23 protein-coding genes are annotated in these 22,049 nt (G+C 69.5%); 2 read left to right on the plus strand and 21 right to left on the minus strand.

All coding sequences use genetic code 11. The annotated features are described in order from the left end of the window. Nucleotide 1: 1 nt before the first annotated feature. From AC1DF3_RS15960 to AC1DF3_RS15985, 6 genes are all read right to left on the minus strand, one after another. Nucleotides 2-874, minus strand: coding sequence for a branched-chain amino acid ABC transporter permease (locus AC1DF3_RS15960; protein ID WP_478140150.1), 873 nt, complete (start codon nt 872-874; stop codon nt 2-4). A gap of 45 nt (nt 875-919) precedes the next feature. Beyond that, nucleotides 920-1,636: an ABC transporter ATP-binding protein gene (locus AC1DF3_RS15965; protein ID WP_478140151.1), complete on the minus strand. Its 717-nt coding sequence runs from the start codon at nt 1,634-1,636 to the stop codon at nt 920-922. Beyond that, nucleotides 1,620-2,417, minus strand: coding sequence for an ABC transporter ATP-binding protein (locus tag AC1DF3_RS15970; RefSeq protein ID WP_478140152.1), 798 nt, complete (start codon nt 2,415-2,417; stop codon nt 1,620-1,622). Before AC1DF3_RS15970 ends, AC1DF3_RS15965 begins: the two co-directional genes overlap by 17 nt. Then, nucleotides 2,414-3,622 (minus strand): ABC transporter substrate-binding protein, encoded by a 1,209-nt coding sequence (locus tag AC1DF3_RS15975; protein ID WP_478140153.1) that lies wholly within the window; start codon nt 3,620-3,622, stop codon nt 2,414-2,416. Before AC1DF3_RS15975 ends, AC1DF3_RS15970 begins: the two co-directional genes overlap by 4 nt. An 85-nt stretch (nt 3,623-3,707) precedes the next feature. After that, nucleotides 3,708-5,258, minus strand: coding sequence for an AMP-binding protein (locus AC1DF3_RS15980; RefSeq protein ID WP_478140154.1), 1,551 nt, complete (start codon nt 5,256-5,258; stop codon nt 3,708-3,710). 10 nt (nt 5,259-5,268) lie between these two features. After that, nucleotides 5,269-6,051: a crotonase/enoyl-CoA hydratase family protein gene (locus AC1DF3_RS15985; protein ID WP_478140155.1), complete on the minus strand. Its 783-nt coding sequence runs from the start codon at nt 6,049-6,051 to the stop codon at nt 5,269-5,271. 74 nt (nt 6,052-6,125) lie between these two features. On the opposite strand from AC1DF3_RS15985, the gene AC1DF3_RS15990 reads away from it, so the two are divergent. Continuing rightward, nucleotides 6,126-6,932: a PaaX family transcriptional regulator gene (locus AC1DF3_RS15990; RefSeq protein WP_478140156.1), complete on the plus strand. Its 807-nt coding sequence runs from the start codon at nt 6,126-6,128 to the stop codon at nt 6,930-6,932. Nucleotides 6,933-6,948: 16 nt separating this feature from the next. On the opposite strand, the gene AC1DF3_RS15995 is transcribed toward AC1DF3_RS15990, so the two are convergent. From AC1DF3_RS15995 to AC1DF3_RS16040, 10 genes are read right to left on the minus strand one after another with little or no spacing between them, the layout of a single operon-like run. Then, the gene (locus tag AC1DF3_RS15995) at nt 6,949-7,956 is read right to left on the minus strand and encodes an aldo/keto reductase (RefSeq protein WP_478140157.1); all 1,008 of its coding nucleotides are present in this window, start codon (nt 7,954-7,956) and stop codon (nt 6,949-6,951) included. An 8-nt stretch (nt 7,957-7,964) separates the two neighbouring features. Beyond that, nucleotides 7,965-8,921 carry a Gfo/Idh/MocA family oxidoreductase gene (locus AC1DF3_RS16000; RefSeq protein ID WP_478140158.1) on the minus strand — a complete coding sequence of 319 codons (957 nt, stop codon included), beginning with the start codon at nt 8,919-8,921 and terminating at the stop codon, nt 7,965-7,967. Then, a complete protein-coding gene (locus AC1DF3_RS16005; protein WP_286534059.1) occupies nt 8,918-9,775 on the minus strand; it encodes a class III extradiol dioxygenase subunit beta in 858 nt (285 codons plus the stop codon). The genes AC1DF3_RS16000 and AC1DF3_RS16005 overlap by 4 nt, the downstream gene beginning before the upstream one ends. 1 nt (nt 9,776) lies before the next feature. Then, the gene (ligA, locus tag AC1DF3_RS16010; protein ID WP_286534060.1) at nt 9,777-10,217 is read right to left on the minus strand and encodes a protocatechuate 4,5-dioxygenase subunit alpha; all 441 of its coding nucleotides are present in this window, start codon (nt 10,215-10,217) and stop codon (nt 9,777-9,779) included. Then, a complete protein-coding gene (locus tag AC1DF3_RS16015) occupies nt 10,217-11,134 on the minus strand; it encodes an amidohydrolase family protein (protein WP_286534061.1) in 918 nt (305 codons plus the stop codon). Before AC1DF3_RS16015 ends, ligA begins: the two co-directional genes overlap by 1 nt. A 4-nt stretch (nt 11,135-11,138) precedes the next feature. Next, the gene (locus AC1DF3_RS16020) at nt 11,139-12,131 is read right to left on the minus strand and encodes a Bug family tripartite tricarboxylate transporter substrate binding protein (protein WP_478140159.1); all 993 of its coding nucleotides are present in this window, start codon (nt 12,129-12,131) and stop codon (nt 11,139-11,141) included. A 24-nt stretch (nt 12,132-12,155) separates the two neighbouring features. Continuing rightward, nucleotides 12,156-12,839, minus strand: a complete 684-nt coding sequence (ligK, locus tag AC1DF3_RS16025) for a 4-carboxy-4-hydroxy-2-oxoadipate aldolase/oxaloacetate decarboxylase (protein WP_478140160.1) — start codon at nt 12,837-12,839, stop codon at nt 12,156-12,158. A 22-nt stretch (nt 12,840-12,861) separates the two neighbouring features. Then, complete coding sequence (locus AC1DF3_RS16030) at nt 12,862-13,890, minus strand: amidohydrolase family protein (protein WP_478140161.1); 1,029 nt, start codon at nt 13,888-13,890, stop codon at nt 12,862-12,864. A 43-nt stretch (nt 13,891-13,933) separates the two neighbouring features. Then, nucleotides 13,934-15,313, minus strand: coding sequence for an MFS transporter (locus AC1DF3_RS16035; protein WP_478140162.1), 1,380 nt, complete (start codon nt 15,311-15,313; stop codon nt 13,934-13,936). After that, nucleotides 15,310-16,032 carry a substrate-binding domain-containing protein gene (locus AC1DF3_RS16040; protein WP_478140163.1) on the minus strand — a complete coding sequence of 241 codons (723 nt, stop codon included), beginning with the start codon at nt 16,030-16,032 and terminating at the stop codon, nt 15,310-15,312. Before AC1DF3_RS16040 ends, AC1DF3_RS16035 begins: the two co-directional genes overlap by 4 nt. Nucleotides 16,033-16,173: 141 nt before the next feature. Between AC1DF3_RS16040 and AC1DF3_RS16045 the strand changes: the two genes are divergently transcribed. Further along, nucleotides 16,174-17,082 carry a LysR substrate-binding domain-containing protein gene (locus tag AC1DF3_RS16045; RefSeq protein WP_286534067.1) on the plus strand — a complete coding sequence of 303 codons (909 nt, stop codon included), beginning with the start codon at nt 16,174-16,176 and terminating at the stop codon, nt 17,080-17,082. A 46-nt stretch (nt 17,083-17,128) separates the two neighbouring features. On the opposite strand, the gene AC1DF3_RS16050 is transcribed toward AC1DF3_RS16045, so the two are convergent. The 5 genes from AC1DF3_RS16050 to AC1DF3_RS16070 form a co-directional block, all read right to left on the minus strand. Further along, nucleotides 17,129-18,031, minus strand: a complete 903-nt coding sequence (locus AC1DF3_RS16050; RefSeq protein ID WP_478140164.1) for a DUF1932 domain-containing protein — start codon at nt 18,029-18,031, stop codon at nt 17,129-17,131. Nucleotides 18,032-18,051: 20 nt separating this feature from the next. After that, a complete protein-coding gene (locus AC1DF3_RS16055; RefSeq protein WP_478140165.1) occupies nt 18,052-19,038 on the minus strand; it encodes a Bug family tripartite tricarboxylate transporter substrate binding protein in 987 nt (328 codons plus the stop codon). A gap of 64 nt (nt 19,039-19,102) precedes the next feature. Further along, on the minus strand, nt 19,103-19,966 hold the full coding sequence (locus AC1DF3_RS16060) for an isocitrate lyase/PEP mutase family protein (RefSeq protein WP_478140166.1): 864 nt from the start codon (nt 19,964-19,966) through the stop codon (nt 19,103-19,105). Continuing rightward, nucleotides 19,956-21,386, minus strand: a complete 1,431-nt coding sequence (locus tag AC1DF3_RS16065) for an FAD-dependent oxidoreductase (RefSeq protein WP_478140167.1) — start codon at nt 21,384-21,386, stop codon at nt 19,956-19,958. Before AC1DF3_RS16065 ends, AC1DF3_RS16060 begins: the two co-directional genes overlap by 11 nt. Then, a complete protein-coding gene (locus AC1DF3_RS16070; protein ID WP_478140168.1) occupies nt 21,383-21,994 on the minus strand; it encodes a cysteine hydrolase family protein in 612 nt (203 codons plus the stop codon). Before AC1DF3_RS16070 ends, AC1DF3_RS16065 begins: the two co-directional genes overlap by 4 nt. Between the last annotated feature and the right edge of the window lie 55 nt (nt 21,995-22,049).

Consider the following 22,049-nt stretch of genomic DNA (forward strand, 5'->3'; position numbering starts at 1 on the left):
GCTAGACCTTCACCACGATGGTCCGGCCGAACAGTCCGCTCGGACGCACGATCAGCACGCCGACGATCAGCACCAGCGCGACCGTGAGCTTGAGTTCGGTGCCGACCACATAGCTGCCGATCAGGTTCTCGAGCACGCCGACGATGAAGCCGCCGAGCACCGCGCCGGCCGGGCTGTCGATGCCGCCCACCAACGCGCCGGCGAAGGCGTAGAGCAGCACGCCGCCCATCATGCCGGGGTCGAGAAAGACCACCGGCGCGACCAGCATGCCAGCCACCGCGCCGACCGCGCCCGCCAGGCCCCAGCCGAGCATCAGCATCCACCCGACGTCGATGCCGACCAGCCGCGACGACACCGGGTTCTGCGCCGCCGCGCGCATCGCGAGGCCGAGCGCGGTGAAGCGGAAGAAGCCGAAGATGAGTGCCATCACCGCGAGCGTGATCGCGATCGCGCCGACCTCGTGCGCGGACATCACTGCCGAGCCGTACCAGGCGCGCTCCGGGAACGGGCTCGGAAACCGCTTGATCGTGTAGCCGAACAGCCAGCCGGCCAGGCTGTGGAAGATCATCAGCAGCGCGATGAAGACGACCACCACCGACAGCACCGGCGCCTGGCGCATCGGGCGGACCACGATCCGCTCGACCAGCGCGCCCATCAGGAAGGACAGGCCCACGGTGAGGCCGAACATCGCCCAGTAGGGCAAGCCGGCCTGCAGCATCGCCCAGCCGAGGTAGGTGGAGAACATCGCCATCTCGCCCTGCGCGAAGTTCACCTGGTGGGTCGACTGGTAGATCATGACCAGCGCCAGCGCGACGCTGGCGTAGATGCCGCCGGTGGCCAGGCCGGCCAGCAGCTGGTGCAGGAATGCTTGCATGTTGTCTTGTCTCCCTTGGTTCGTGCTCAGCCGCCGCCGCCATATTCAAGCGCCGAGGTAGACGCGGCGCACCGCGTCATTGCCGCGGACCTCTTGCGGCGTGCCCTGCAGCACGATGCAGCCGCTCGCCATGAGGTAGACCGAGTCGGCGATGTCGAGCGCCAGCGCGGCGTTCTGCTCGACCAGCAGGATCGAGACGCCCTGCTCCGCGTTGATGCGCCGCATGATCTCGAAGATGTCGCGCACGACCAGCGGCGCGAGCCCGAAGGAGGGCTCGTCGAGCAGCAGCAGGCGCGGCCGCGACATCAGTGCCCGGCCGATCGCCAGCATCTGCTGCTCGCCGCCGGACAAGGTGCCGGCCTGCTGGCCGCTGCGTTCCCTGAGCCGCGGAAAGTAGCCGTAGACCCGCTCGAAGTCTTCGGCGACGCCCGCGCGATCGCGCCGCCCGTAGGCGCCCAGGCGCAGGTTCTCCTCGCTGCTCAACGCAAGGAAGGTGCCGCGGCCGTCGGGCACGTGGGCGACGCCGAGCCGCACGATCCGCTCGGTGGGCCGGCCGTCGGCGCGCTCGCCGCCGATGCGGATCGTGCCCGTGGTGCGCACCGCCATCTGGCACAGCGCGCGCAGGGTCGTGGTCTTGCCGGCGCCGTTGGCGCCGAGCAGCGCGGTGACCGAGCCGGCCCGCATCGACAGGTCGATGCCGTGCAGCACGCGGCTCGCGCCATAGGCCGCATGCAGCCCCTCGACTTCAAGCAGCATCGGCATGGGCGCCTCCCAGGTAGGCCTGGATCACCTCGGGGTGCTGCCGCACCGCGGCCGGCGTGCCCTCTGCGATCTTGCGGCCGAAGTTCAGCACCACCACCTGGTCGGAGATCGCCATCACCAGGCCCATGTGGTGCTCGACCAGCAGCACCGTGACGCCCAGCCGGTCGCGGATCTCGCGGATCAGCGCGGCCAGGCCTTCGAGCTCTTCATGGTTGAGCCCGCAGGCCGGCTCGTCGAGCAGCAGCAGGCGCGGCCGGCCGCAGAGCGCGCGACCGAGCTCGACCCGCTTCTGGGTGCCGAAGGGCAGGTCGGCCACGATGCGCTCGGCGCAGTCTTCGAGCGCCAGGAAGCGCAGCAGCTCGTCCGCCCTCGCCTGCGCCTCGCGCTCCGTGCGTCGCTCGCCGGGCAGGCGCAGCAGGGCGCCCGCGAAGCCGGCCGGCTGCCGGCCATGGCAGCCGACCAGCAGGTTCTCGCGCACGCTCATGCTGCCGAACAGCGCGAGGTTCTGGAAGGTGCGGCCGATGCCCTCGCCCGCCATGCGGTGGCGCGGCAGATTCGAGATGCGCCGGCCATCGAACTCGATGCTTCCGGCGCCGCAGTCGTAGATGCGCGAGAGGCAGTTGAAGACGGTGCTCTTGCCGGCGCCATTGGGACCGATCAGGCCGCAGATCTGGCCGGCCTCGACGCTGAACGACACCGCATCGAGCGCCACGATGCCGCCGAAGCGCACCGTCACCGCCTGCACGCGCAGCAGCGGCGCGCCGGTTGAAGGCGTGTTCACGGCCCGAGCAGGTCGCCGAATTTCTCATAGCCGGTGCCGTCGAAGCGCACCAGCTGCATCTGCCGGATCGGATAGAAGTTGTCGGGCCCGGTCTTCAGGCGGATGCCCGGATAGAGCATCGGCAAGCTCATGTCGAGGCTCGCGGCCTGCTTCATGAGGTTGGCGCGGGTCAGATCGTCGCCGGCCTGGGTCAGCAGCTGCACCAGCGCCTGCGCCATCGAGTAGCCCGTGACGTTGAGCGCGTCGTTCGGGTCGCCCTCGGGGTAGTACTGCTTCATGAAGGCCGCGAAGTCGCGACCCTCCGGCGTGTCGCGGGCGTCGCTCGGATCGCGCAGGTAGGTGGCAGTGAGGAGGCCCTTCGCATGCTCGGCGCCGGCCGGCTTGAGCACCGCCGCCACCGAGTTCGACACGTTGGTCAGGTAGTGCGCGGGCTTCCAGCCGATCGCGGCCATCTTGCGGATGGTCTGGGCCGCGAACTTGGTCTGCGAGAAGTTCATCAGCGTGTCGGCGCCCGAGCTCCTGAGGCTGATGATCTGGCTGTCGACCGTGGGGTCGCTGACCTCGTAGCTGGCCTGGGCCACGACCATCGATCTGGCCTTGTCGCCGAGGCCATCGAGGAAGCCGCGCACGATGTCCTTGCCGAACTCGTCGTTCTGGTAGAGCACCGCCACCTTGGCATCGGGCCGGCTGGCCAGGATGTGGGCGGCGTAGATGCGGCCTTCGGTCACGTAGGTGGGGTTGAAGCCGATGCTCCACGGGAACTGGCGGTGGTCGCCCCAGCGCTCGGCGCCCGAGCTCACGAAGAGCTGCGGCACCTTCCTGATGTTGAGGTACTTCTGGGTCGCGGCATTGGTGGGCGTGCCGAGCGGGCCGAAGATCAGCAGCACCTTCTGCTGCTCGACCAGCTTGCGGGTCTGCTCCACGGCCACCGGCGGGCTGTAGGCATCGTCGAGCGAGATGAACTCGATCTTGCGGCCACCGATGCCGCCCTCGGCGTTGACCTTGCGGAAGTAGGCGGCCGCGCTCTTGCCCACGGTGCCGTAGACAGACGCCGGCCCGGAGTACGGCATGGTGTTGCCGATCTTGATCGCGGTGTCGGTGGCGCCGGGGTCGTAGCGCTTCTGGGCCTGCGCCAGCAGGGCGCTGCCTGCGAGGGCGGCCACGGCCAGCCAGCGGCCGGCCCTTCGAATGTCGCGTGTCTGCATTGTTTCTCTCCCTGGGTGGTGTGACAGTTCGGTGTGGCGGCGGACGGCTATGGCCGTCTCTTGTTCCGCGCCGACCGGCCGCGCTTCAGGCCGGCGGGTCGGATGCGGCGCGCAGGCGGTCGCGCAGGGCGCGGCGGTTGAGCTTGCCCACTGCGGTGTTCGGAATCTGCTCGGTGAAGATCACGCGCTGCGGCTTCTTGTAGGACGCCAGCCGGGCCGCGACGTGTGCAATGAGCTCGGCCGCCAGCGCATCGCTTTCGGCATTGCCGGGCGCGAGCGCCACCACCGCGGTGACCGCCTCCACCCACTTGTCGTCGGGCAGCCCGACCACCGCGCATTCGCGCACCGCGGGATGGGCAAGCAGCGCCTCTTCGACCTCGCGCGGATAGACGTTGTAGCCGCCGCTGACGATCATGTCGGAGGTGCGGTCCTTGAGGAACAGGAAGCCGTGCTCGTCGAACACGCCGACGTCGCGCGTGAGCACCCAGCCGTCGGGCTTGAAGGTCTCTGCCGTGAGCTCGGGCGCCGCGTGGTAGCCGGCCACCGCCGACGGCGCGCGCACCGCGATCTCGCCGGGCTGGCCCGGCGCCACGTCGTGGCCGGACTCGTCGAGCAGGCGCACTTCGACCTCGACGGCCGGCTGGCCGCAGGCGCCCAGACGCTCGCCATGATGGTCTTCGGGCCGCAGCACCGCCAGGCACAGCGGTACCTCGGTCTGGCCGTAGTACTGCCAGAAGCGGTGTTGGCCCCAGAGTGCCATCGCGCGCTCGATCACGGGGCGCGGCATCGGCGAAGCGCCGTAGATCACGTAGCGCAGCGCATCGACATTGCAAGTCGCCATGGCCGGCGTCTCGACCAGCATCTGCAGCATGGTCGGCACCAGGTTGATCGCGGTGGCGCGTTCGCGCTCGATCGCAGCCAGGAAGGACTCGGGCTCGAAGCCGGGCAGGATCACGGTGCGGCCGCCGCGCAGCCAGAAGGGCAGCACGAAGACGCCGCTGGCGTGGATCAGCGAAGCGGCATGCAGCATCGCGTCGTCGGGCGTCGCGGGCAGCAGGTTGAGCAGCACGTTGCGGCAGATCGCGGCATAGGAGCCCTGCGTGTGCTGCGCGGCCTTGAGCGTGCCGGTGGTGCCGGAGGTGAACAGGGTCAGGATCACGTCGTCGGCGCTCACCTGAAGATCGGGGTCGCGCGCCGGCTGCTGCGCGGCCGCCGCGATCAGGTCGGCGCCGCCGGGCAGGCTGGCATCGAGGCCATGGCAGTCCAGGCCCGGCAGGGCCTCGCGCAGTGCGGCGGCGCGCTCGGCCAGGTCGGCCCCGAACACCAGCAGGCGGCAGCCGGTGTCCTGCAGCATGCGCACGTGCTCGGGCAGTGACAGCCGGGCATTGAGCGGGACGCGGTTGAGCGCCGCCTTCACGCAGGCGAAGTCGAGCGGCACGCTGTAGAGGCTGTTGTTGACCAGCAGCGCGATGCGCGTGCCGGGCTCGGCGCCGCGGGCGCGCAGTGCGTGGGCCAGACGGGCGCTGAGCGCATCGACCTCGGCGAAGCTCAGGCTGCGGCCGCCGCAGCTGACGGCGGTGCGGGGCCCGTGCTGGGCGGCGCCGCGGCGGATCAGGTCGAGGGTGGTGGGGGCCATGCTCGAGTTCCTATTGGCCAAAGCTGCCGTGGCGGCCGGCGCCCTGGACGAAGCGGGCGGCGCCCGCGACGGCTTCCTCGAACACCACCGGGACGCCTTGGGCGCCTTCGGCCCGCAACGCCTCTGCCAGCGGGAGATCCCACTGGCCATAGGCCGACGCGCGATCGGCCAGCATGCAGCGGCGCGGGAAGGCAGCGATCTCGCGCGCCAGGGCCTCGGCGGCCTCGCGCGCAGTGCCTGGGTCGACCAGGCGGCTGGCCAGCCCCATCGCGAATGCTTCTTCGGCCCCTACAGGACGGCCGGTCAGGATCATGTCGAGCGCCCGGCCCATGCCGACGATGCGTGGCAGCCGCACCGTGCCGCCATCGATCAGCGGCACGCCCCAGCGACGGCAGAAGACGCCGAACACCGCATCGCGCTCGACCACCCGCAAGTCGGCCAGCAGCGTGAGTTCGAGGCCGCCGGCCACGGCATAGCCGCTGACCGCGGCGATCAGCGGCTTGGACAGCGCCATGCGGGAGGGGCCCATCGGCCCGCTGCCGCCGCCCTGGGGATCGAGCTCGTGGCGGCGTGAAGGATCGCCGACGGCGCCCAGGTCGGCACCGGCGCAGAAATGGCCGCCGGCACCCCACAGCACCGCCACCTGCTGCGTGTCGTCGGCCTCGAAGGCCTCGAAGGCGCGGCGCAGATCGATCGCCATCGGGCCGTCGACCGCGTTGCGCACCGCGGGACGGTCCAGGATGATCGTGCACACTGGGCCGTCGACCTCGGTCCGGATGAAAGAACCCGCCATTCGCTTGCTCCATTGATATTTCAATGAAAATGATATAGACGGCAGAATAAGAAAGATTACACGTTTTCACCTAGATGGACATAACTCATAACATCGAAGAAGGCGAACCTTCGGCTGCGGACCTGGTGCTCGACCTGCTGATCACCCATCCCGAGCCGCACATGACGGTGCAGACGCTCGCGCGCGCGGGCGAGATCATGCGACTCAGCACGCCCAGCGTGCGGGTGGCGCTGACGCGCCTGCTGGGCCAGGATCGGATCGTCAAGACCGGACGCGGCTGCTATGCCGTGCAGCTGCAGGGCAACTCGGTGCACTACGAGGTGCAGCACTGGTTCGAGAAGGAGAGCCGGATGGGCCATTGGGCCGGCGGCTGGCTGCTGGTGCATGACGGCGACGTGCCGCGCAGCGACAAGACCGCCTGGCGGCACCACCTGCGGGCGCTCGACCTGAACGGGTTTCGCACGCTGGCCGCGGGCCTCTCGGTGCGGCCCGACAACCTCGACGGCGGCGCCGAGGCGATGCGCGCGGCGCTGGCCCGGCTCGGCTTGGCGGCGGGCAGCCTGGTGTTCGGCGGCAGCGGCTTCGACGCCGATGCCGCTGCGCGAATGCGGGCGCTGTGGGACGTTCAGGCACTGTCCGCCGCCTATCGCGGCGCATTGAAGCTGATCGAGGACAGCAACGCGCGCCTGCCGCGCCTGGCGCCCGAGGCGGCGGCCCGCGAGACGCTGCTGGTGGGGCGCACGGTGATCCGCGGCATCGTGCGCGATCCGCTGCTGCCCGAGGCGATCCAGCCCGGCGCGCCGCGGCGGGCGCTGATCGAGGCGACCCGAAGCTATCAGGCGCGGGCGCGTGAGCTTTGGCGGGAGGTGCTTGCCGGCTGATCGGCCAGCTCGCCTCTCAGTCCTCGAACACCTCGGTATCCACCTCGGTGCTGCTCTGCGCGCCATAGCGCGCACCGCTCACGGTGCGCTGGTTGATCACCGCATCGACCCGCGCAACCAGTTCGGGCGACAGCCGGACCTGCTCGGCCTGCAGGTCTTCATTCAGGTGGGCGAGACTGGTCGTGCCGGGAATCGGGATGACATGCTCGCCGCGCGACAGCAGCCAGGCCAGTGCCAGCTGCGCCGGCGTGCAGCCGGCCTCTTTCGCGAGCGCGGTGTAGGCCGGCAGCAGCGCCAGGTTGCGCGCGTAGTTCTCGGCCGAGAAACGCGGCATCGCGCGCCGGATGTCCTTGGCGTCGAGCGTCGACACGTCGTGCAGCACGTCGCAAAGGAAGCCGCGCGCCAGTGGGCTGAAGGCCACCAGCGCCGCGCCCAACTCGCGGCAGGCCTGGAGCACGCCGATCTCCGTGTTGCGGCTCCAGAGCGAATATTCGTTCTGCACCGCGGCGATCGGGTGCACCGCATGCGCGCGCCGCAAGGTCGCCGCCGAGACCTCCGACAGGCCCAGCGCGCGCACCTTGCCCTCTTCGACCAGGCGCGACATCTCGCCCACCGACTCCTCGATCGGCACCGACTTGTCCCAGCGATGCAGGTAGTAGAGATCGATGACCTCGGTCTGCAGGTTCCGCAGACTGTCTTCGCAGTTGCGGCGCAAGGTGGCCGGGCGGCCGTCGATCACGCGGCGCAGCGTGCCGTCGTCGCCGCGCACACCCGCCATGCCGCCCTTGCTGGCCAGCGTGAAGGCGCTGCGGTGCGGCTTCAGCACCCGCCCGACCAGCTGCTCGTTGGCACCGAAGCCGTAGAGCGCGGCGGTGTCGAACAAGGTCACACCGGCATCGAGCGCCGCCAGCAGCAGGCGCTCGCCCTGCTCCGCCGACGGCGGCACGCCATAGGCATGGCTCAGGTTCATGCAGCCGAGACCGATCGCGCTGACCGAAAAGGGGCCGAGTTGACGCTTGTGCATGGCGCGGCTCAGCTCTGCAGCTGCTGTTCCAGCTGCTGCAGAACCTGGTAGCAGGGCAGCACCTGCGCCACGCTCGAATTCGGCTCGCGGCCTTCGCGGATCGCGGCGAAGAACTCGCGGTCCTGCAGCTCGATGCCGTTCATCGACACGTCCACCTTCGAGACGTCGATCGCTTCTTCCTTGCCGGTGAACAGATCGTCGTAGCGCGCGATGTACGTGCCGGTGTCGCCGATGTAGCGAAAGAAGGTGCCGAGCGGGCCGTCGTTGTTGAAGGACAGCGACAGCGTGCAGATCGCGCCGTTGGCCGCCTGCAGCTGGATCGACATGTCCATCGCGATGCCCAGGGTCGGGTGGATCGGGCCCTGCACCGCATTGGCCTTCACGATCGGGCTGCCGGCCTGGTAGGCGAACAGGTCGACCGTGTGCGCGGCGTGGTGCCACAGCAGGTGGTCGGTCCAGCTGCGCGCCTGGCCCAGCGCGTTCATGTTGGTGCGGCGGAAGAAGTAGGTCTGCACGTCCATCTGCTGGATGTTGAACTCGCCGGCCTTGATCTTCTTGTGCACCCACTGGTGGCTGGGGTTGAAGCGGCGCGTGTGGCCGCACATCGCGACCAGCCCGGTCTGCTTCTGCAGGTCGACCACGGCCTGCGCGTCCTTGAGCGAATCAGCCAGCGGGATCTCGACCTGCACGTGCTTGCCGGCCTTGAGTGCCGCGATGCTCTGCGAGGCATGCATCTGGGTCGGCGTGCAGAGGATGACGGCGTCGACCTCCTTCAGCGCCAGCGATTCGGCGAGGTCGGTCGTGACGTGGCCGATGCCGTACTTGGCAGCCACTTCGCGGGTCTTGTCGAGCTCGCGGCTGACCAGCGAGATCACTTCGACGCCGTCGATGTTCTTGATGCCGTCCAGGTGCTTGATGCCGAAGGCGCCGGCACCGGCGAGGGCAACCTTGATGGTCTTGGTCATTGTTGGTTCTCCAGGATGAGGTGGCCCACGGCCGTGTTGGACGCGGGAACATGGAAGAAGCGATGCGCCACCTTCGGCGGCTTGCCGCCGGCGACGTCGGCCATCGCGCCGCGTGCGATCAGCCACATCACGAGCTCGATACCCTCGGAGCCAGCTTCGCGCACGTAGTCGATGTGCGGCACCTTCGAGAGGCCGTCGGGGTCGGCGATCAGGCGGTCGAGGAACTTGTTGTCCCACTCGGCGTTGATCAGTCCGGCGCGCGGGCCCTGCAGCTGGTGGCTCATGCCGCCGGTGCCCCAGATCTGCACGTTCAGGTCTTCATCGAAGGATTCGACGGCGCGGCGGATCGCCTGGCCGAGCATGAAGCAGCGCCGGCCGCTGGGCACCGGGTACTGCACCACGTTGACCGCGAACGGAATCACCGGGCAGGGCCAGGCCTCGGGCTGGCCGCACATCAGCGACAGCGGCACCGTGAGCCCGTGGTCGACGTCCATCTTGTTGACGATGGTGAGGTCGAAGTCCTGCTGGATCACGCTCTGCGCGATGTGGGAGGCCAGCGCCGAGTGGCCTTTCACGACCGGCACCGGACGCGGGCCCCAGCCTTCGTCGGCCGGCTGATACGAATCGGCAGTGCCGATCGCGAAGGTCGGGATCATGTCCAGGCTGAACGCCGTGGCATGGTCGTTGAAGACCAGGAAGACGACATCGGGCTTGTTGTCCTTCATCCATTGCTTGGAGAAGTCGTAGCCGGCGAACAGCGGCTTCCAGTAGGGCTCGTTCGACTTGCCGAGGTCGAGCGCCGCGCCGATGGCGGGCACGTGCGAGGTGTAGACGGATGCGGTGATGCGTGCCATGTCAGTGTCCTTTGCGGCCGGCCGCGCCTTGCGGCTGGTGCTGTGCCTGCGCGTCGCCGTCCTCGCCGACGTAGCGGTTGCCTTCGGCCGAGCGGCCGCCCTTGATCATCATGTCGCGGTATTCCTCTTCGGTCATGCCGGTCATGCTGCCGGCCATCTGCTGGAAGCTCTTGCCGTCGGTGGCGCCGATCTTGGCCAGGAAATAGATGTTGCCGCCGAGCGCGATGCAGCGGTTGAGGTCGCGTGCCAGCACGGCCTGCTTCTGCTCCTCGGTCATCGGCCACTCGTCGAGGTAGGCCCGCTCGTCGGCCTTGAAGCGCTCGCGGTTGGCGGCCTTCATGAGCGACATGCAGAACTGGTTCAGGTGGTAGCCGAGCCGCGATTGCTCGGCGTCGAAGATGGTCGTGCCGGGCACGTCCTTGTAAGGTTTGTCGAGGGACATTACTTCAGCTCCGGCCAGTACAGGCGCGTCGGGTTGTCGACCAGCAGCTTGCGCTGCAGCTCGGCCGTGGTCGCGATCTGCGGGATGAAATCGACCAGCAGGCCGTCGTCGGGCATGTGGTCCTTGAGGTTCGGGTGCGGCCAGTCGGTGCCCCACAGCACGCGGTCGGGAAAGCTCTCGACCACCTTGCGGGCGAAGGGCACCACGTCCTGGTAGGCCGCCTGCTCGCCGTCGAGCGCCTTCGGGCCGGTGAGCGACAGGCGCTCGGGGCAGCTCACCTTGCTCCAGACGTTGGTGTGCTCGCGCATGAACTTCAGGAACAGCTCGAACTCGGGGCCGTCGATGGGCTTGCTGACGTCGGGGCGGCCCATGTGGTCGACCACCACGGTGGTCGGCAGCGCGGTGAAGAAGTCCCACAGCTCGGGCAGGTCGACCGCCTCGAAGTAGATCACCACATGCCAGCCCAGCGGCGCGATGCGGTTGGCGATCTCGAGCAGCTCGTCCTTGGGCGTGAAGTCGACCAGCCGCTTGACGAAGTTGAAGCGCACGCCGCGCACGCCGGCGTCGTGCAGTTCCTTGAGCTCGGCGTCGCTGATGCTGCGCTTGACCGTGGCGATGCCCTTGGCACGGCCGTTGGAGGACTTCAGCGCATCGACCATGGCGCGGTTGTCGGCGCCGTGGCAGGTGGCCTGCACCACCACGTTCTTGTCGAAGCCGAGGTGGTCGCGCAGCGCGAACAGCTGGTCCTTGGAGGCGTCGCAGGGCGTGTACTTGCGCTCGGGCGCGAACGGGAACTGGTCGCCCGGGCCGAACACATGGCAGTGCGCGTCGACGCTGCCCGGCGGCACCTTGAAGCGCGGCTTCGACGGGCCTGCGTACCAGTCGAGCCAGCCGGGGGTCTTGGTGAATGTGGTCATGGTCTCAGTCCAGGGTGATGTTGGCCTTGCGGATCACGTCGCCGAAACGCTGGGTCTCGGTCTTGACGAACTGGTTGAACTGGTCGCGGGTCGTCGGGAAGGGCTCATAGCCGAAGCTCTTGAACTTCTCCTGCACGTCGGGGCTGGCCAGCGCGGCCTCGACGTCCTTCCTGATCTTGTCGGTGACGGCCGCGGGCAGGCCCGGCGGCACCGCGATCGCGTTCCAGCCCGTGACCTCGAAGCCCTTCGGGCCGCCCGACTCGCCCACCGTCGGCACGTCCGGGAAGCTGGCCAGGCGCTGCGGCGCGGCCACGGCCAGGAAGCGCAGCTTGCCGGCGCGCTGCAGCGGGCCCGCGGTGGCGGCGCTGCCGAGCGCGAAGGACAGCTCGCCGGTCGAGACCGAGGTGTAAAGCTGCGTGGTTTCCTTGTAGAGCACGTGCTCCATCTTGATGCCGGTGGCGGAGGCGAACATCTCGGAGCCCAGGTGCACCGGGTTGCCGATCGACCAGGAGCCGAAGTTGAGCTTCCCCGGATGGGCCTTGGCGTCGGCAATGATGTCGCCGACGGTCTTGTACTTGCTGTCGGTCGCGACCGTGAAGAAGAAGTAGGTCTTGAACAGCGGCAGCAGCGTGTCGAAGTCCTTCACCGGGTCGTAGGGCAGCTTCTTGAACAGCGACGGGTAGGCCGCCAGGTGCACGTTGTCGAGCACGATCATGTCGGTGCCGTCCTTGGCGCCGCGCTTGAAGGCATCGATGGCGATGAAGCCGTTGCCGCCCGGACGGTTCTCCACCACCACCGGCTGGCCCCAGGCGCGCGAGAGCTTGTCGGCCACCAGGCGCGCGACGCCATCGGGGCCGCCGCCGACCGGGAACGGCGTGATGATGCGCACCGGCCTGGTCGGGAACTGCTGCGCGAAGGCGCCCATCGGGAGCGCCGCGGCGGTGAGCGCGCCGGCGGCCAGGGCGAGCTGCGTCAGGGAGCGTCGTGTGACTTGCATGGTTGGAATCAAGAGAAAGGGAAATCAGTCGATGTAGCGCAGGCCGGCCTTCTCGAGGGGCTCGCGCATCTTGTACATGTCGAGGCCGAGCACGCCGGAGGCCAGCTTCTCGCGCTTGGCGCCCTCGTTGGCTTCGCGTGCCACGGCCGCTTCGAGCGCCTTGGCGGCCATCGCCTTCGGCACGCAGACCACGCCGTCGTCGTCGGCCACGATCACGTCGCCGGGCGTGACCAGCATGCCGGCGCAGACCACCGGGATGTTGACCGAGCCGAGCGTGGCCTTGATGGTGCCCTTGGACGAGATGGCGCGGCTCCAGACCGGGAAGTTCATCTCCTGCAGCGTCTTCACGTCGCGCACGCCGGCGTCGATGATCAACGCGCGGGCGCCGCGGGCCTGGAAGCTGGTCGCCAGCAGGTCGCCGAAGTAGCCGTCGGTGCATTCGGCCGTGACCGCCGCCACCACGATGTCGCCGGCCTGGATCTGCTCCGCCGCCACATGCATCATCCAGTTGTCGCCGGGCTGCAGCAGCACAGTGACCGCGGTGCCCGAGACCTGCACGCCGGGATAGATCGGCCGCATGTAGGGCTTGAGCAGGCCCACGCGGCCCATTGCCTCGTGCACCGTGGCCGAGCCGAGCTTGGCCAGGGCGTCGGCCGTGGCGCGGTCGGCGCGCTCGATGTTGCGATAGACGACTCCGAGTTCGTACATGGTCATGTCTCCTTGAAATGGATCAGAGGCCTTTGGCCTTGAGGGCGGCGTCGAGCCGCGGGAACACGCGGCGCGCATTGCCTTCGTAGATCTGGAACCGGTCGGCGTCGCTCAGGATCTTGCTCGACTCGATGTAGCGCTTGGTGTCGTCGTAGTAGTGGCCGGTGGTCGGATCGATGCCGCGCACGGCGCCGATCATTTCCGAGGCGAACAGCACGTTCTTGACCGGGATCACCGTGTTCAGCAGGTCGATGCCGGGCTGGTGGTAGACGCAGGTGTCGAAGTAGATGTTGTTGAGCAGGTGCTCGTCGAGCAGCGGCTTCTTGAGCTCTTGCGCCAGGCCGCGGAACCGGCCCCAGTGGTAAGGCACCGCGCCGCCGCCGTGCGGGATCAGGAAGCGCAGGGTCGGGAAGTCCTTGAACAGGTCCGAAGTCAGGCACTGCATGAAGGCCGTGGTGTCGGCATTGAGGTAGTGCGAGCCGGTGGTGTGGAAGGCCGGGTTGCAGCTGGTGCTGACGTGGATCATCGCGGGGATGTCGTACTCGACCATCTTCTCGTAGATCGGGTACCACTGGCGGTCGCTCAGCGGCGGGCTGGTCCAGTGGCCGCCGCTCGGGTCCGGGTTCAGGTTGATGCCGACGTTGCCGTATTCCTTGACGCAGCGCTCCAGCTCGGGGATGCAGGTCTTGGGGTCGACGCCGGGCGACTGCGGCAGCATCGCCGCCGGGATGAAGTGGTCCGGGAACAGCTGGCTCACGCGATAGCAGAGCTCGTTGCAGATGGCCGCCCAGGTCGACGAGGTGTTGAAGTCGCCGATGTGGTGCGCCATGAAGCTGGCGCGCGGGCTGAAGATGGTCAGGTCGGAGCCGCGCTCCTTCATCAGCTTGAGCTGGTTGCTCTCGATGGTCTCGCGGATGTCGTCGTCGCTGATCTTGAGATCTGCGGCCTTGGGCGCCTTGGACGAGTCCTTGAGACTGGCGATCTGCAGGTCGCGCCAGGCGCCGAGCGCAGCGGGGGCGGTCGTGTAGTGACCGTGGACGTCGATGATCATGTCTTGTGCTCCTGGGACTGAAAGGTCGATGACGGTGAAGGAATCAATGGGCCGCGGGTCCGGCGGCGGCATCGCGCAGACTCAGTTCGCGCGGCGCTTGCGGATGGGTCCACTGCTTGACGACGAGCGCCGCGGTGGCGATCAGGCCCGGAATGGCCACGATGGTGAAGATGCGGTCGAAGCCCAGGCTGCGGGCCGCCAGTTCGGCCACCAGGAACGAGCCCGCGATCCCGCCGAAGCGGCCGATGCCCAGCATCCAGGCGACCCCGGTGGCCCGCCCCTGCGTGGGATAGAAGGCCGCGGCCAGCGCCGGCATCGACGACTGCGCCGTGTTCATGAGGGTGCCGGCGACGAACACCATCGCCACCAGCAGGCCGTCGTTGCCCACGGCCTGGCCGATCAGGTAGACCGACAGGGCCGTCAGCGCATAGCCCACCGCGATGATCCGGTTGGCGTTGAAACGGTCCATCAGCCAGCCGAAGAACACGGCACCCACGCCGCCCAGCGGGAACAGCGCCGACACCAGCACGGCCTTGTGGGGATCCATGCCGGCATCCTTCAGCAGGATCGGCATCCAGTTGATCAGCGCATAGAAGATGACCAGCCCCATGAAGTAGGCCAGCCACAGCATGAACGAACCGATGCGGTGGTTGCGCCCCAGCACCACCGCCATGCCGCTGCCTGCCACCGGGCCTGCGGCCTGGCGCTCGGTCAGCACGAAGGAGGTCGCCGCGGCGGCGGTCGCCGAGATGCGCGCCAGCACCCGGCGGATGCGTTCGGCCGGCTGGCCCCTGGCCACCATGTAGCGCACCGATTCGGGCAGCGCCACGAGCATCAGCAGCGCCAGCACCACGGGCACCGTACCGCCCAGCAGCAGCACGCTGCGCCAGCCCCAGTGCGGGATCATCCAGGCGGCCAGGAAGCCGCCGAAGGCCGCGCCCAGCGGAAAGCCGCAGAACATCGCATTGGTCAGCATCGCGCGCCGCTTGTCCGGGCAATATTCGCTGGTCAAGGTCACGGCATTCGGCATCGCGGCACCCAGGCCCAGGCCGGTCACGAAGCGCAGCACGGTGAGGCTGTCCAGGCTGGCCGAGAAGCTCGACGCCAGGCTGGCCAGGCCGAACACCAGCACCGAGGCGGTCAGCACGGCGCGGCGGCCGAACTTGTCGGCCAGCGGACCGGCGCTCAAGGCGCCCGCTGCCAGCCCGAACAGCGCCGCGCTGAGCACCGGCGCCAGCGCGGGCTTGGCCACCCCCCACTCGCCGATCAGCGACGGCGCGATGTAGCCGATGGCGGCGGTGTCGAAGCCGTCGAGCAGCACCACCAGGAAGCACAGGCCGAAGATCAGCCACTGGTAGCCGGAGAAGCCTTGCGCATTGAAGAACGCCTGGACGTCGAGCGGCGCGTTGTCTTGCTTTTTCATGATCCCGAGATTTCCTGCGAGTTGCGTTGAGCCGGGTCCATGCCCTGGGCGCGCTTCGCCGCGTCGGCCTCGGGCGAGGCCATGAAGGCCAGCATGGCACGCGCGGTCTCGGCCTGGGTCGATCCGCTGCAGACGCCGCCTGAAAAAGTCGTGACGATCTGAATCGCGGCCGGCATCGGGCCGAGCAGGTCGATGCCCTGGACATGGATCAGCTCGCTGAGCTGCTGGAAGCCCAGTTCGACCTCGCCGCGGGCCACCAGCGTGCCGACCGGCACGCCCGGCGGGGCCTGGACGATGCGGGACTTGATCTCTTCGGCGATGCCCCAGCGCTCGAACAGCGCGGCCAGCGCGACGCCGCTCGGGCCGGTGGAGTAGCTGAGGCTGCGGGCGGCCAGCACGGCGCTGCGAAGCGCTTGCTCGGAGCCGATGTCGGGGTGCGGCGCGCCGGCCTTGACGGCCACCGCGACGCCGGAGCGCACCAGGTCGGTCTTGCTGGCGGCATCGACGCGGCCGGCGGCGATCAGCTTGTCGATCGCGTCGGAGGCCAGGATGACGAGGTCGAAGGCCTCGCCCGCCTGCACCCGCTTGGCGGCATCGACGCCGCCGACCGATTCGATCGACACCGAAGCACCCGAGCGGCCCTCGAAGGCGGCCACGAGGTCGGCCAGCACCTGTCGGGTGGCCATCGACGAAATACCCTTGATTGCGGTCTTCTGCATGCTTTTCGCCTTGTCTCCAGGCCCTTTGGCGGGCGCGTTCGGCGGATTGTGCGGCGGGATGGCCCTACTCGATCCGCCATAAGCCACTAGCAGCTAGAACAAAACGGCATATCATCCAAGTCCGAGCCTGGAGACGACCCCTTGGACCTGAAACAGCTGGCGTATTTCGTGCGCGTCGCCGAACTGGGCAGCTTCACGCGGGCCGCGGTGGCGCTCAAGGTCGCCCAGCCGGCGCTGAGCCGCCAGGTGCGCCTGCTCGAGGTCGAGCTGCGGCAGAACCTGCTGGTGCGCAACGGCCGCGGCGCGACGCCGACCGAGGCCGGCCAGGTGCTGCTGGCCCACGGGCGCGGAATCCTGCACCAGGTGGAGCGCGCCCGCGAGGAGCTCGACCGGGTGCGCGGCTCGCTGGCCGGGCGGGTGGCCGTGGGGCTGCCGCCGAGCATCGCGCGGGTGCTGACCGTGCCGCTGACCCGCGCCTTCCGCGAGCAGATGCCGCAGGCCCAGCTGTCGATCAGCGAGAACCTCTCGACCGCCATGCAGGACCAGCTGCTGCATGGCGGGCTGGACATCGCGGTGCTCTACGACGCCCGCCCGATGCCCGGACTGGACGTCCAGCGGCTGCTGGACCAGGCGCTGATGCTGGTCGGGCGCCGGCCGCCCGGCCTGCAGGAAGATCCGCCGCCCGCCCCCCTGACCCTGGCGGAGGTGGCACGGCTGCCGCTGGTGATCCCGAGCCGGCCCAACGCCATCCGGATGTATGTCGAATCGGAGATGGCCGGCGTCGGCTGCACGCCGAGGGTCGCGCTCGAGATCGACGGCGTCTCGGCGATGCTCGACCTGGTTGCCGACGGCGCCGGCTTCGCGATCCTGTCGCGCAACGCGGTGATCCGCTCGATCAATCCGTCGGCCTACACGCTGCGTGAGATCGTGTCGCCGCCGCTGCGCATCCCGGTGTTCACCGCGGTCAGCGCGCTGCGCCGCGCCACCCTGACGCAGCACGCGACGCTCGAGCTGATCCGCAAGACCGGCGAGACGCTGCTACGGGGTTGAAAGGTCCGCCGCCGGGCCGCCCCAAGGCGGACCGCTCCGTGGGGCCTCAGTCCTTGCTTCGCTGGGCGAGCAGCCGGTCGGCGTAGTCCTGCCAGGTCGCCTGCTTGTCGAGCCCGTCGAACACGCCGGCCTTCGCCTGGTCGGCCACCCACTGCTGCTTCTCGGCGATGGCCGCGGCCATGGTCGGCGCGAAGCCGGCTTCGCGCACCGTGTTGGCGGCTTCGCGCATCTCCTCGGCCCGGCGCTGGCCGTGCTGGACCACGCGGCTGAAGAAGTAGGCGCCCTGGCGGCTCCAGTCGATGCTCGGGAAGGTCTCCTGCAGGGTCGGCAGCACATGGTCCTCGACGCCGTAGGCGCGCGCCGTGGCGTAGCTTTCGATGACCAGCGCCTCGAGGCCCTTGATCATCACGCTGCGGCTCATCTTGATCGCGCTGGCGACGCCGAGCCGCTCGCTCACCGCCTTGGTGTCCAGCCCCCAGGCGGCGAGCGCCTCGGCCAAAGCCGCCGCCCGCTCGCCGCCGAGCAGCATCGGCACGCGGATGCCGTAGGGCGGCACCGAGGTCATCACGCCGGCTTCCACATAGTGCGCACCGGCCGCGTCGACCAGCGCCGCGCAGCGCTGCTTGGTGCCCGGCGAGGCCGAATTGAGGTCGAGGAACAGCGTGCCCGGGCGCAGGTGCACTGCTGCCTCCTCGGCCACGCGCAGGGTGTTCGACGCCGTGACGGCGGAGATCACCAGCGTGCTGGCCTGGCACAGGGCGGGCATCGACGCCTGCGCCACCGCGCCGGCGCGCGCCGCGTGCGCCTGCTCGTCCGCCTGGCGAGCAGGGTCGATGAAATTCAGGTCCCAGGCGCCGACGGATTGAACGCCGGGCTTGTCCTTGAGGCCCGAAGCGAAGGTCTTTCCCACTTCGCCGTAGCCGATGACTCCGATGTGTTCGAGTTGCATGTGCGACCTCTACAGGGAAGCTATTGCCGTGGGATGCCCGCGGCGGCGATCACGCCGCTCCAGCGGTGGATCTCGCTGTCGAGCAGCGTCGCCAGTTCTTCGGGGCTGCCGGCACGCGGCTGCACGTTCAGCGTCGCCAACTGCTGCTGGACCTCGGGCGACGCCAGCGCCGCGCGGACGGCGCGGTTGAGCCGGTCGATGCGCTCGCGCGGCGTCTTGGCCGGCGCGGCCAGCGCGTTCCAGGAACGCACGTCGAAGCCCTTGAGCCCGGCGCCCTCGGCCGCCGTGGGCACATCGGGCAAGGCCGGATTGCGCTTCTCGCCCATCACGGCCAGCACGCGAAGCGCCTTGCCCGTGATCTGCGGCATGACCGGCGACAGGATCTCGACGCCGGCGTCGATCTGGCCGCTGCGCAGGGCCGTCACCACGGCAGGGGTGCCGTTGAAGGGCACCACCTGGGCGTCGATGCCGGCCCGGCTCTTGAACAAGGTGGCCGCCAGGTGCTGGGTGCTGCCGATGTTGACCGTGCCGATGTTCAGCGCGCCCGGCCGCGCCTTGGCGGCCGCCACCAGATCGGCCAGGCTGCGCAGCGGCGACCTCTCGGGCACCACGATCGCGATGTCGAAATAGCCCAGCAGCGAGACCGGCGCGAAGTCCTTGCGGGTGTCGAACGGAAGCTTCTGGAACAAGCCCTCGCTGACCGCCGTGCCGTTGCTCATCAGCAGCAGCGTGAGGCCGTCGGGCGCCGCCGAGGCCACCATCGTGCCGGCCACCACGCCGCCGGCACCGGGGCGGTTGTCGACGATCACGGGTTGGTTCAGCTGGCTGGACATCGCCTTGCCGACCACGCGCGCCGTGAGGTCGGCGACGCCGCCGGCACCGAAGGGGACGACCAGGCGGATCGGCTGGGTGTCGCGGCTGTCGGCGGCGTGGGCCGAGACCGGCAGGACGGCGGCAAGGCCAAGCGCGGCCGGAAGAAGGAGGAAGGGACGACGGGTGGATCGCATGTCGAACGCGCAGGCTTGAAAGGGGCAGCCAGTGTAGGCCGAAGCGCGCCGGCCGTGCCGCCGCTCACTCGTAGCGCTTGCCCGCCGCCATCAACTCGGGCGTCCCGATCACTTCGTTCAGCCCATCGAAATCCAGCATCCGGTCGCGCCAGGGCAGCGTCGTGCGATTCGCCTGCAGGCTTGCGTAGTAGCCCTGCAGCGTGTGCACCACCGCACGGGCGGTGCCGCCCGGGAAGATCGCGATGCGGAAGCCGTGCGCCTGCAGCGCGTCCGCGTCCTGCACCGGCGTCTTGCCGCCCTCGACCATGTTGGCCAGCAGCGGCACGCGATGGGCGAAGCGCTGGCAGGCGGCGTCCATCTGCGCGGGCGAACGCAGCGCCTCGATGAAGAGCGCGTCGACGCCGGTCTCGAGATAGGCTTGCGCGCGATCGAGCGCGGCATCGAGCCCTTCGACCGCCACCGCGTCGGTGCGCGCGAGGATCAAGGTCTGCGCCGACGCGCGCGCATCGAGCGCGGCCTCGAGCTTGCCCACCATCTCGCGCACCGGCACCACGGTCTTGCCGTCGAGGTGGCCGCAGCGCTTCGGGAAACCCTGGTCCTCGATCTGGATCATCGCCGCGCCCGCGCGCTCGAAGCCGCGCACCGTCCGCTGCGTGTTGAGCGCATTGCCGAAGCCGGTGTCGGCATCGACGATCACCGGCAGGCCGACGCGCTCGGTGATGCGCGCCAGCGTGTCCTCGACCTCGGTGAAAGTGGTGAGCCCGACGTCGGAGCGCGCGAGCCGCGTGTAGGCGATCGATGCGCCCGACAGGTACAGCGCCTCGAAGCCGGCCTGCTCGGCCACCAGGGCGCTCAGCGCGTCGTAGACACCAGGCGCCAGCACGATGTCGTTGCGCGCCAGGCGCGCCTTGAATGTCTCATCGGCCATGGGAAGCCTTCCTTTCATCGAAGAGCGCGGCGGCCGTGTGCGCCGCGATGTAGCCGCCGGCGACCGCGCTCAAAAGTCCGTTGCCCGAGAGATAGCCCCAGACCGCATCGCCCGACACGCCGCCCGCGGCGCCGCCCGCGGCCAGCAGATTGGGCAGCGGGGTGCCGTCCTGGCGCAGGACCCGCATATCGGGCCCGACGTCGAGGCCGCCTTGCGTGTGGAACAGCGCACCCGTGACCTTGACCGCGAAGTACGGCGCGGCCAGTGGACGCGCGAACACACGGCCATCGGCCTGCACGGCGCCGGCGCGAAGCCCGTCGAGCGTCGATTGCAGCGCGGCCGCATCACAGCCGATGCAGGCCGCCAGCTCGGCCATGCCGTCGCAGCGCCTGAGCGCGCCGGCCGCCTCGGCCTCGCAAAAATCGGGAAAGCCGCGCGCCAGTTCCAGCAGCGGCGCATCGAAGACATTCCAGGCGACGCCGCCCGGCTGCGCCAGCACATGCACCGCGGCTTCGGAGTAGCCCTGGGTCTCGTCGTGGAAGCGACGGCCCTCGCGGTTGAGCTGCACGCCGCCTTCCATCATCACGGCCCAGGACATCAGCGCGCCCTGCGGCGTGACCCAGGAGCCATGCCCCTGGTAGCCGCCGAGGTCGCGCAGCCGCGCACCGATCGCCTCGCCCCAGAGGATGGCGCTGCCGTCATTGCCGACGTGGCCACCGAAGGCGGCCTCGGCCATCTCGGGCAGCAGCGCGCGCACCATCGCCGCATTGCCGCCGAAGCCGTTGCAGGCCAGCAGCAGCGCGTCGCAGCCCAGCGTTTCCTCGCGGCCGTCGGGCCGGCGGTAGCCGACGCCGATCGCTCGGTCTGACTCATCGAGCCACAACGTGTCGACCAGGGCCTGTGTCAGCACCGGGATGCCGGCGGCTTCGACGGCCGCCTGCAAGCCGGCCATCAGGGCGGCACCGGTCTTCTGCCGCAGCGCATGCATTCGATGGACGCTGTGACCGGGATAGAGGAATCCATCGAGCACGATCCAGTCGAGGCCATGCCTGGCCTGCAGCGCGTCGAGTGCCGGACCGACGGCTTGCGCGTACGCCGGCACCAGGGCCGGCGCCGCGCGACCATGCGCCTTGGCCTGGATGTCGGCCGCGAAGCGGGCAGGACTGTCGCCCTCGATGCCCTGCCGGCGCTGGGCGAGCGTGCCGGGCGCCGGAATGAAGCCCGAGGACAGCGCGGTCGATCCGCTCGGCATGGCGTCGCGTTCGAGCACCACGCATTCGACGCCCGCGTCGTGCAGCATCAGCGCCGCCGTGAGCCCGCAGGCACCGGCGCCGACGATCGCGACGCCGACCTGCATCTCGGCATCGATCCGTGACGCGCGCCGGACCCGGCGCTCCGGTGCCGCGCTCGAGACGCTCATGCCAGCCCCTGCACGAACGCCGCGCAGTCCGTCACCTCGGCCACGTTGGCCATGTCGGCCAGCGAGGTCCGGTGCCGCTCCTCGCCAAAAGCCGCGCAGCCGTCGGCCAGCACCAACGTGCGGTAGTCGCGCATGTGCGCATCGCGCACCGTGCTCGCCACCCCGCCGTTGGTGACGATGCCGCACACGGCCACGGTGTCGATGCCGGCGCGGCGCAGCACCCAGTCGAGCTGGGTGTTGAAGAAGGCCGAGTAGGCGACCTTGCTGACCGCCACGTCGACCAGGCCGGCCAGCGCGTCGACGTTGGCCTGGCCCCAGCTGCCCGGTGCGAAGTCGCCCTTGCGCAGGTACGGGCGCAGCGCCTTCAGGTGCGGCGAGACCATCGGCTCACCGGCGGCATCGGGCCACAGCGTGAACTGGCTCGCGGCGACCAGGCCGCCGACGGTCTTGAGCGCGCGCGCGACCGCCGCCACGCGGTCGGGCAGCAGCAGCGCGGGCGGGTTGCTGTCGCCGCCGCGCGCATAGGCACCGCGGGCATCGAGAAAGTCGTTCTGCAGGTCGATCACGATCAGCGCCGTGGTCGCGCCGCGGATCGGCGCCGCGGTCATGACAGCCCCCACGCTCGGCACTTCGTGTCCTCGCTGCCCCCCGAGGGGGCGCGAA

This window comes from Variovorax sp. 10N432 (assembly GCF_056394465.1).